Origin of the sequence: Pseudaquabacterium inlustre (assembly GCF_038066595.1) — a bacterium.
GTDB lineage: Bacteria > Pseudomonadota > Gammaproteobacteria > Burkholderiales > Burkholderiaceae_C > Pseudaquabacterium > Pseudaquabacterium inlustre.
Genome location: NZ_JBBUTH010000008.1, coordinates 666,698 through 675,628, shown reverse-complemented (window position 1 = coordinate 675,628; position 8,931 = coordinate 666,698). Strand labels below are relative to the sequence as shown.

Sequence of the window (8,931 nt, the reverse complement as noted above, 5' to 3'; positions counted from 1 at the left end):
CCTCGCGCAGGGACACGGTATTTCTCTCCGTCCAGACCATGGGCTCTTCCGTTGGCTTCAGCCTCGAAAGCGTTACCCATGTCCTGGCACAGGTGTTACCTATGTCATCGGTCTGAACAGTCGCGACAAGAAAGGACCCAAAGAAGCGCTTCCAAACTTTCCGAACACGCCCTGCTGCTCCCCCACCACCCAGGCGGGCGCCTCGCCCGCCAAGCGGGCTCGAACAGGCTGCCGAACAAGGGCGGGGTGACGGAGGCGCTGCCGCCGATGGCAGGGCTGTCGCATGGTGGGGCTCTGGCAACTGCCGTGCCCTGCGGCGTTCCGCGCGCAAGTCTTGATCGGGGGGGCACGGCCGTGGAGTGATCCGTGGCCTGCCCGGCCGGCTATGTTCGAGCCCGCCGGGCGGGCGAGGTGCCCGCCTCGATGCGCTTCAAGCGCGAGGTGGTGTCGGAAGGTTTGGAGAGCGCTTTCTTTGCCCACTTTCTTTTCGCGAAAAGAAAGTGGGTCGCCCGCCGGGGCGAATTCCCGGCGCGCTGCCCAGAGCCATGGGCAACGCCAGCCAAGCGCCAGAGGTCAGTCGTTGTACCGAACCAGCACGTTCTCGCCCGGCGCCGCGCACAAGGCATCGCCAGCGTCGATCACCCGCCCCGGCACGGTGCGCCCACTGCCATGCCCCAGCAGCCAGCCATGCCACGCCGTCCACCAAGAGCCCTCGTGCCGCTCAGCGCCCGACGCCCATTCCTCTGGCGGCACCCAGGCCCCATCCGCCACCTTGGTGCGCATCGCGTAGTGCCGCCCGGCATGCCCCGGCTCCGACACGATGCCGGCGTTGTGCCCGCCGTTGGTCAGCACGAAGGTCAGCTCGGTGTCGGTCAGGCGGTGCAGCTTGTAGACCGACTTCCACGGCGACACATGGTCCTTCTCGGTGCCCACCAGGAAGATCGGCGTGCGGATGTCGGCCAGCGCCACCGGCCGGCCTTCCACCGGGTAGCGGCTCTCGGCCAGCTCGTTGCGCAGGTAGCAGCGGCGCAGGTACTCACTGTGCATGGCCGCCGGCATGCGCGTGACGTCGGCGTTCCAGGCCATCAGATCGTTCGGGCGCAGGCGCTCGCCCAGCCACACCTCGCGCAGCTTGGCGCTCCAGATCAGCTCGCGCGAGTGCAGGAACTGGAAGCTGCCGGCCATCTGCGGGCCGGTGAGGAAGCCGCGCTCGGCCATCATGTCCTCCAGCAGCGCCACCTGGCTCTCGTCGATCAGCACGCCCATCTCGCCGGGCTCGGAGAAGTCGGTCTCGGCCGCCAGCATCGACACGCTGGCCAGCCGGGGCAATTGCTCGGCGTTGGCCACCGCGCCGGGCCGCGCCAGCGCCGCGGCGGCGATCGACAGCAGCGTGCCGCCCAGGCAGTAGCCGGCGGCGTGCACGGCCTCGCCCGGCACGCGCTGGGCGATGGCGGCCAGGCAGTCGAAGATGCCCAGTTCCAGGTAGTCGGCCATGTCCAGCAGCGCGTCGCCCTCGTCGGGGTTGCGCCACGACAGGATGAACACCGTGTGGCCCTGATCGACCAGCCACTTCACCATCGAGTTCTCGGGCGAGAGGTCGAGGATGTAGTACTTCATGATCCAGCTGGGCACGATGAACACCGGCTCGGCGTGCACGCTGGGCGTGGCCGGGGCGTACTGGATCAGCTCCACCAGCGCATTGCGGTGCACCACCTGGCCGGGCGTGATGGCCACGTCCACGCCGGGCTGGTAGGGGCGCTCGGGCGGGTGCAGCGGGTCGAGGCCGTGGCGCACGCGCCATTCGTCCAGCGCATTGCCCAGGCCCTGGGCCAGGTTGGCGCCACCGCTGGCCAGCGTGCGCTGCAGCACCTCGGGGTTGGCCAGGCCGGCGTTGGCCGGGCTCAGCAGGTCCAGCCACTGGCGCGCGAACACGCGCGCCATCTCCTGGTGGTGCGGCGCCATGCCGCGCAGGCTGGCGGCCTCACGCCACCACTGCTCGGCGCCCAGGTAGGCGCGCACCATCGGCGCGTAGGGCCAGCGCTGCCAGGCGGGGTTGGAAAAGCGCAGGTCTTCCGGCCGGCCGGCGGCGGCGCCGGCATCGCCATTCAGGTCGCGCTGGGTGAGGTGGTCGGTCCACCAGCGCGCGGCGGCCTGGCCGGCGCGCAGCGCCAGCTGCATCGACTGCGCCGGCTGCGTGGCCAGGTGCAGGCCCCAGTCCATCGTGGCCAGCGCCAGCGAGATCGGCGACAACCCGCCCCACAGCGGCGCCATGCGGGCGTGGAAGGCGCTGTCAAAGGCGGCTGCGGCGGCGCGGCTCTGGGCCTCGTCGGCGGGGGCGTCGAGTTGCAGCGGGGGGGGATTGGGGCTCATCGCGTGCTCGTTCGTGGGGCCGTCGGATCGACAAACCGTAGAGATAGCACGCGAAAGTCACCGGCGCATGTCGGCCCCGCGCCGGTCTTGACCTGCCGCAAGCGGCGGCAGGCCGCAGGCCTGGATCAGCGGCGATCCAGGTGGCGGAAGGTGATGCGGCCCTTGCTGAGGTCGTAAGCCGACAGCTCCAGCGACACCGCGTCGCCCGCCAGGATGCGGATGTGGTTCTTCTTCATGCGGCCGGCCGAGTAGGCCACCAGCTCATGGCCGTTCTCGAGCTTGACGCGGTAACGCGAGTCGGGCAGCACCTCGAGCACGGTGCCACGCATTTCAATCAGTTCTTCCTTGGCCATCAACGGATCCTGGGAAAGGTGAATTCAGGGCCGGCCCGAGGGCGCGGCGCAAACCGGGGAACGCAACCGCCACCAGACCACAGCCCGGCGCGGACGATGAATCTCTCAACCACAGTCGCCACCTGCGGCCAGCCCCATGGCGATGGGCCGGCGACCTGGGGGCCCTGGCTGGGGGCGGCAGGTTCGCGCAGGGCGCCGGGTGCCTCGCTGGCGGGGCCCCGGTGCGGCGCGACGTTCGGGTGCGACGTTTGGGTGGTTGGGCGACAGACCGGCCCGGGCACTGCGCCCGCGCCACATGTGGCACCCTCCGACCAACCCACGATTGTACCCGCAAGGCCCGATTCGGTGTTGTGCGGTGGCTGCAACCGGGCCGCGCTGCCGCTATCCTCGGCGTTTTCGCGCCTTGTCGCGCCTTGTCGCCGTCAATTCCAGCCCCCGCCGCCCAGGAGCCCTGCCCCATGTCGTTCCGCCTGCCCCGCCGCCGCTCGCTGCTGCAACTGTCCCTGTCCGCCCTGGCGGTCGCCGCCACGGCCTTCGCCGCGCTGCCGCAGGCCGCGCAGGCCCAGAGCGGCCGCACCGTGCGGCTGCTGGTGGGCTTTCCGGCCGGCGGCGGCACCGACGCCATCGCCCGCCTGCTGGCCGAGAAGCTCAAGGACGAGCTGGGCGGCGCCAACGTGCTGGTGGAGAACAAGCCCGGCGCCGGCGGCCAGCTGGCGGCGCAGGCGCTGAAAAGCGCGCCGGCCGACGGCAGCACCTTCTTCCTGACCCACGACCACACCGTGTCGATCCTGCCGCTGGTGGTCAAGACGCCCGGCTTCGACACCGCGCACGACTTCACCCCGGTGGCCGGCTTCGCCACCTTCGCCAACGCCTGGGCGGTCTCGGGTGGCACGCCGGCCAAGACCATGGCCGAGTACGTGGCCTGGGTGAAGAACACCGGCAACGGCAAGGGCGCGGTGGGCATCCCGGCACCGGCTTCGGTGCCCGAGTTCCTGGTCAAGGTGGTGGCCGAGAAGTACAAGCTCGACCTCGTGGCCGCGCCCTACCGCGGCAGCGCGCCGATGATGGCCGACATGCTGGGCAACCAGATCGCCGCCGGCCTGGGCTCGATCCCCGACTTCATCGAGAACCACCGCCACGGCAAGCTGCGCGTGGTGGCGGTGATGGGCGACAAGCGCCAGGCCCAGCTGCCCGACGTGCCCACGCTGGCCGAACTGGGCCTGCCCGGCTTCGAGGACCTGCCGTTCTACGGCGTGTTCGCCCCGGCCGGCACGCCCAAGCCGGTGACCGATGCCTTCTCGGCCGCGCTGGCCAAGGTGGTGGCCCTGCCCGACGTGAAGGAACGCCTGACCGCCATGGGCCTGACGGTGGGCTTCGTGCCCGGCGCGCAGTTCAGCGCCAAGGAGCGGGCCTACAGCGCGGCCTGGGCGAAAGTGATCAAGGCCACGGGCTTCGTTCCTCAGTAAGCCTCAACGGCGGCGGGCCAGGCGCGGGTCGAGCAAATCCCGCAGCCCGTCGCCCATCAGGTTCAGCCCCAGGACGCTCAACGCGATCGCCATGCCCGGCCACACCGCCAGCATCGGCGCGGCGAACAGCTGGGTCTGTGCCTCGTTGAGCATGCGACCCCAGCTGGGTTGCGGCGGCTGCGTGCCAAGGCCCAGGTAGCTGAGCGCGGCCTCGGCCAGGATGGCGGTGGCGAACGAGATCGTGGCCTGCACGATCAGCACGCTGGCGATGTTGGGCAGCACATGGTCCAGCGTGATGCGCCAGGGGCCGAAGCCCGCGGCGCGCGAGGCCAACACGTACTCGCGCGCCCACACCGCATTGGCCGCGCCGCGCGTGATGCGCGCGAACACCGGCACGTTGAAGATGCCGATGGCCACGATGCCGGTGAGCAGGCCCGGCCCGTAGATCGCGCCCAGCATGATGGCCGTCAGCAAGGCCGGGAAGGCGAAGGTGAAGTCGGCGAAGCGCATCACCAGTTCCTCCACCCAGCCGCGCCGCGCCGAAGCCAGCGCGCCCAGCGCCACGCCCGCCAGCACGCCGATGCCCACGGCCACCACGCCCACCACGATGGAGTTCTGCGCCCCCACCAGCAGCTGGCTGAACAGGTCGCGGCCCAGGCTGTCGGTACCCAGCCAATGCGCGGCCGACGGCGGCGCCAGCTTGTTGGGGATGTCGATCTCGGCCGGCGGGTAGGGCGACCAGAACAGCGACAGCAACGCGGCGGCAGCCAGCAGGCCCGACAGCAGCGCGCCGATCAGGAAGCTGGGGTGGCGCAGCGCGCGCTGCGCGAACGAAGGAGCGGCGGGGCTATGCATCACTGGCCTTCAGGCGCGGATCGACCAGCGCATACAGCACGTCGACGACGAAGTTCACGATCACCACCACGGCCACCAGCAGCATCACCACGTCGCGCACCACCACCAGGTCGCGGTTGGCAATCGCCTGGAACACCAGGCGGCCGATGCCGGGCAGCACGAACACGTTCTCGACCACGATGGTGCCGGTGATCAGGTTGGCGAACTGCAGGCCCATGATGGTGAGCACCGGGATCATCGCGTTGCGCAGCACATGCCGCCACAGCGTGGCGCGCGCCGACAGGCCCTTGGCGCGCGCGGTGCGCACGAAGTCCTCGCGCATCACGTCCACCACGGCCGAGCGCGTCACGCGCGCCAGGATGGCGGCCTGCACCACGGCCAGCGCCACGGCCGGCAGAAGCAGCGACTGCAGGCCGTCCCACAGGCCGCCACCGTCGTCCTCGGTCCAGCCCGGAAAGCCGCCGGCGCTGAACCACTGCAGCTTCACCGCGAAGGCCAGGATCAGCAGGATGGCGAACCAGAAGTTCGGAATGGCGATGCCCAGCTGGCTGAGCGCCATCACGCCCAGGTCGCCCGCCTTGCGGTGGCGCGCGGCGGCGTAGATGCCGAGTGCCAGCGCCAGCACGGTGGTCAGCGCCATGGCCAGCGTGGCCAGCGGCACGGTGACCTGCAGGCGCTCGACGATCAGCTCGGCCGTGGGCGTGCCGTAGCTGTAGCTGGCGGCCGTGCGGCCCGACAGCAGGCCGCCGATCCAGTGGCGGTAGCGCGTGAGCGGCGGCTGGTCCAGGCCCAGCTTCTTCTCCAGCGCGGCCACGGCCTCGGGCGTGGCCGTCTCGCCCAGGATCACCTGCGCCACGTTGCCCGGCAGCAGCTCGAGCACCGCGAAAACCAGCACCGAGGCCACCGCCAGCGTGGCCAGCAGCGTGGCCAGGCGCTTCGCCAGGAAAACGCTCATGCTTTGGTGCAGTCTCGCCCGGCAGCGCGGCGCGAATCGGAAACCATCATGAAACCTATGATGCCCGAAGAACCCGGCTGACCCGAGGAGACCCACGATGACGACGATCGGATTCGACACCCGCCAACTGCTGATCGGCGGGCAATGGCGCCCCGCCGCCAGCGGCGAGACCCTGCCGCTGCTGAACCCCAGCGACGGCAGCCTGCTGACCGAGATCGCCCGCGGCACGGCCGCCGACGTGGACGCCGCGGTGCAGGCCGCCCAGGCCGCGCTGGACGGCGACTGGGGCCGCCTGACCGCCGCCGAACGCGGCCGCCTGATGCTGAAGATGAGCGCGCTGGTGCTGGAGCAGGCCGACGAGCTGGCCCGCCTGGAGGCACTGGACGTGGGCAAGCCGCTCAAGCAGGCCCGCGCCGATGCGGTGGCCATGGCGCGCTACCTGGAGTTCTACGGCGGCGCGGCCGACAAGGTGCATGGCGAGACGATCCCGTTCGCCAATGGCTACACCGCGCTGACGCTGCGCGAGCCGCATGGCGTCACCGGCCACATCGTGCCCTGGAACTACCCGATGCAGATCATCGGCCGCTCGGTGGGCGCGGCGCTGGCCATGGGCAATGCCTGCGTGCTGAAGCCGGCCGAAGAAGCCTGCCTCACCGCGCTGATGTTCGGCCGGCTGGCCGAGGCCGCGGGCTTCCCGGCCGGCGCCATCAACATCGTGCCGGGCCTGGGCGAGGAGGCCGGCGCGGCGCTCAGCCACCACCGCGGCGTGGCGCACCTGTCGTTCACCGGCTCGGTGGCCGTGGGCCAGATGATCCAGACCGCGGCAGCGCAGAACACCATCCCCGTCACGCTGGAGCTGGGCGGCAAGAGCCCGCAGATCGTGTTCGCCGATGCCGACCTGGACGCGGCCTTGCCCTTCCTGGTGAATGCCGGCATCCAGAACTGCGGCCAGACCTGCTCGGCGGCCAGCCGCATCTTGGTCGAGCGCCCGGTGTTCGAGGAAGTGAAGCGCCGCATGGCCGAGCGCTACAACGCACTGCGCGTGGGCCCGGCGATGAGCGACCTGGACGTGGGCCCGGTGATCTCGCCGCGCCAGCGCGAGATCGTCGAAGGCTTCCTGGCCGTGGCGCGCGACACCGGCCTGGCCATCGCCGGCCAGGCCACGCTGCCGGCCGACCTGCCCGCAGGCGGCTGCTATGTGGCGCCCACGCTGCTGGCCCCGGCCAGCGCCGACCACCGCCTGGCGCAGGAAGAAATCTTCGGCCCGGTGCAGGTGATGATCCCCTTCGACGGCGAGGCCGAGGCGCTGAAGATCGCCAACGGCACCAATTACGGCCTGGTGGCCGGCGTGTGGACGCGCGACGGCGGCCGCCAGCTGCGCATGGCGCGCAAGCTGCACTGCGGCCAGGTTTTCATCAACAACTACGGCGCGGGCGGCGGCATCGAGCTGCCGTTTGGCGGCGTCAAGCACTCGGGCCATGGCCGCGAGAAGGGCTTCGAGGCGCTGTACGGTTTTTCCTCACTGAAAACCATCGCGATCAAGCACGACTGATCCAGCGTCACCGCAGAGGGCCGCGGGCCGAGCGCCGGGCCGCTCCCAAGCGGGCCCGCACCCGCCCGGCGGGTGGACCCGCGTACCCGCGGGGCCGGGTGCCCGTCAGCCCTTCAACACCGCCGCCATGCCGTCGGCCACGCGCTCGACATTGGCGCGGCTCAGGCCCGCCACGCACATGCGGCCCGAGGCGATCAGGTACACCGCGTGCTCGTCGCGCAGGCGCTGCACCTGCTGCTGGGTCATGCCGGTGTAGCTGAACATGCCGCGCTGGCTGAGCAGGTAGCCGAAGTCGCGGCCGGGCAGGCGCGCCACCAGCGCGTCGTGCAGCGCGCGGCGCATGCCGGCGATGCGCTCGCGCATCTGGGCCACCTCGCCCTCCCACTGCGCGCGCAGGTCGGCCTCGCCCAACACCTTGGCCACCAGCTTGCCGGCATGGATGGCCGGGCTGGAGTAGATGCGGCGCACGGTGAACTTCAGCTGGCCCAGCACCAGATCGGCCTCGGCCGCGGTGGCACACACGGCGCTGAGCGCGCCGCAGCGCTCGCCGTACACGCTCATGCTCTTGGAGAAGCTGTTGGCCACGAAGAAGGTCAGGCCCGCATCGGCCAGCGCGCGCACGGCGTAGGCATCCTCGGCGATGCCGTCGCCATAGCCCTGGTAGGCCAGGTCGAGGTAGGGCAGCAGTTCACGCTCGCGCAGCACCGGGATCAGCGCCTGCCACTGCTCGCGGCTCAGGTCCACGCCGGTGGGGTTGTGGCAGCAGGCGTGCAGCAGCACGATGCTGCGCGCCGGCAGGCCGCGCAGGCAGGCCAGCATCTCGTCGAAGCGCAGGCCGCCGGTGGCCGCGTCGTAGTACGGGTAGGAGTTCACCTGGAAGCCGCTGCCCTCGAACATCGAGCGGTGGTTGTCCCAGGTCGGGTCGCTGACCCACACCGCCGATCCGGGCAGCCAGGTCTTGAGGAAATCGGCGCCCACCTTCAGGCCGCCGGACGAGCCCACGGTCTGGATCGTGGCCACGCGGTTCGCGGCGATGGCGGCGTGTCCGGGGCCCAGCAGCAGCTTGGCCACCTCGGCGCGGCAGCCAGCGTCGCCTTCCATCGGCAGGTAGCCCTTGGCGCCGCCCTCGGCCAGGATGCGCGCCTCGGCCTGCTGCACGCTGGGCAGCACCGGCAGGCGGCCTTCCTCGTCGAAATAGATGCCGATCGACAGGTTGACCTTGTGCGGCCGCGCATCGGCCTGGAAGGCCGCCACGACGGCAAAGATCGGGTCGCCCGCATAGGGCTGGATGTGCTCGAACATCGACAAGGGCTCCAGGCTCGACAAAGAGCCGGGAATTATCGGCGCGCGCCGCGCGGGTGCGGCGGGCGGCCACCGCGG

7 protein-coding genes are annotated in these 8,931 nt (G+C 70.9%); 2 read left to right on the top strand and 5 right to left on the bottom strand.

Annotated elements, in window-relative coordinates:
* Positions 1-573: 573 nt before the first annotated feature.
* On the bottom strand, positions 574-2,370 hold the full coding sequence (locus AACH10_RS17480) for a PHA/PHB synthase family protein (protein ID WP_341411744.1): 1,797 nt from the start codon (positions 2,368-2,370) through the stop codon (positions 574-576).
* Positions 2,371-2,495: 125 nt separating this feature from the next.
* A complete protein-coding gene (gene infA / locus AACH10_RS17475; RefSeq protein ID WP_341411743.1) occupies positions 2,496-2,723 on the bottom strand; it encodes a translation initiation factor IF-1 in 228 nt (75 codons plus the stop codon).
* A gap of 458 nt (positions 2,724-3,181) precedes the next feature.
* Between infA and AACH10_RS17470 the strand changes: the two genes are divergently transcribed.
* Complete coding sequence (locus AACH10_RS17470) at positions 3,182-4,189, top strand: Bug family tripartite tricarboxylate transporter substrate binding protein (RefSeq protein WP_341411742.1); 1,008 nt, start codon at positions 3,182-3,184, stop codon at positions 4,187-4,189.
* Between the two features lie 3 nt (positions 4,190-4,192).
* Here AACH10_RS17470 and AACH10_RS17465 read toward each other — a convergent pair whose 3' ends face one another.
* The gene (locus AACH10_RS17465) at positions 4,193-5,044 is read right to left on the bottom strand and encodes an ABC transporter permease (protein WP_341411741.1); all 852 of its coding nucleotides are present in this window, start codon (positions 5,042-5,044) and stop codon (positions 4,193-4,195) included.
* The gene (locus tag AACH10_RS17460) at positions 5,037-5,999 is read right to left on the bottom strand and encodes an ABC transporter permease (RefSeq protein WP_341411740.1); all 963 of its coding nucleotides are present in this window, start codon (positions 5,997-5,999) and stop codon (positions 5,037-5,039) included. Before AACH10_RS17460 ends, AACH10_RS17465 begins: the two co-directional genes overlap by 8 nt.
* A 97-nt stretch (positions 6,000-6,096) precedes the next feature.
* On the opposite strand from AACH10_RS17460, the gene AACH10_RS17455 reads away from it, so the two are divergent.
* Entirely contained in the window at positions 6,097-7,551 is a 1,455-nt protein-coding gene (locus tag AACH10_RS17455; protein WP_341411739.1) for an aldehyde dehydrogenase family protein, read from the top strand.
* Positions 7,552-7,656: 105 nt separating this feature from the next.
* On the opposite strand, the gene AACH10_RS17450 is transcribed toward AACH10_RS17455, so the two are convergent.
* Positions 7,657-8,853: an amino acid aminotransferase gene (locus AACH10_RS17450; protein ID WP_341411738.1), complete on the bottom strand. Its 1,197-nt coding sequence runs from the start codon at positions 8,851-8,853 to the stop codon at positions 7,657-7,659.
* Between the last annotated feature and the right edge of the window lie 78 nt (positions 8,854-8,931).